This is a genomic window from Deinococcus alpinitundrae (assembly GCF_009982895.1).
GTDB classification, from domain to species: domain Bacteria; phylum Deinococcota; class Deinococci; order Deinococcales; family Deinococcaceae; genus Deinococcus; species Deinococcus alpinitundrae.
In genome coordinates, this window is sequence record NZ_WXZL01000185.1 from 1 (window position 1) to 296 (window position 296).

At 35.8% G+C, this 296-nt stretch carries 1 protein-coding gene; it reads right to left on the reverse strand.

Annotation, left to right across the window (positions count from 1 at the left end; all coding sequences use genetic code 11):
• Positions 1 to 296, reverse strand: a 296-nt coding sequence (locus GUI70_RS22980; RefSeq protein WP_202630583.1) for a transposase, incomplete at both ends; no start/stop codon positions are given.

Sequence of the window (296 nt, forward strand, 5' to 3'; positions counted from 1 at the left end):
TGGTTGATCGATATAATCATGAATCAATCGATTTTTAGCCTCACGCGCTAAGTTAATATCTGTGAACTTAAAAATTCCTTTAACAGCTTCTCTGAAAGATTTTGAATTTTTTTTAGGAATGGTGGTAAAGATATTTCTTAGGAAGTGAACTTGGCATCTTTGCCAACTTACGTTGGTGAAGGATTTTCTAATGGCAGAGACTAATCCTTTGTGCGCATCAGAAATAACGAGTTCCGTACCTTGTAAAACGCGTTCTTTTAGGTATTCAAAAAATGTTGTCCAGGTCTCTTCGCTTT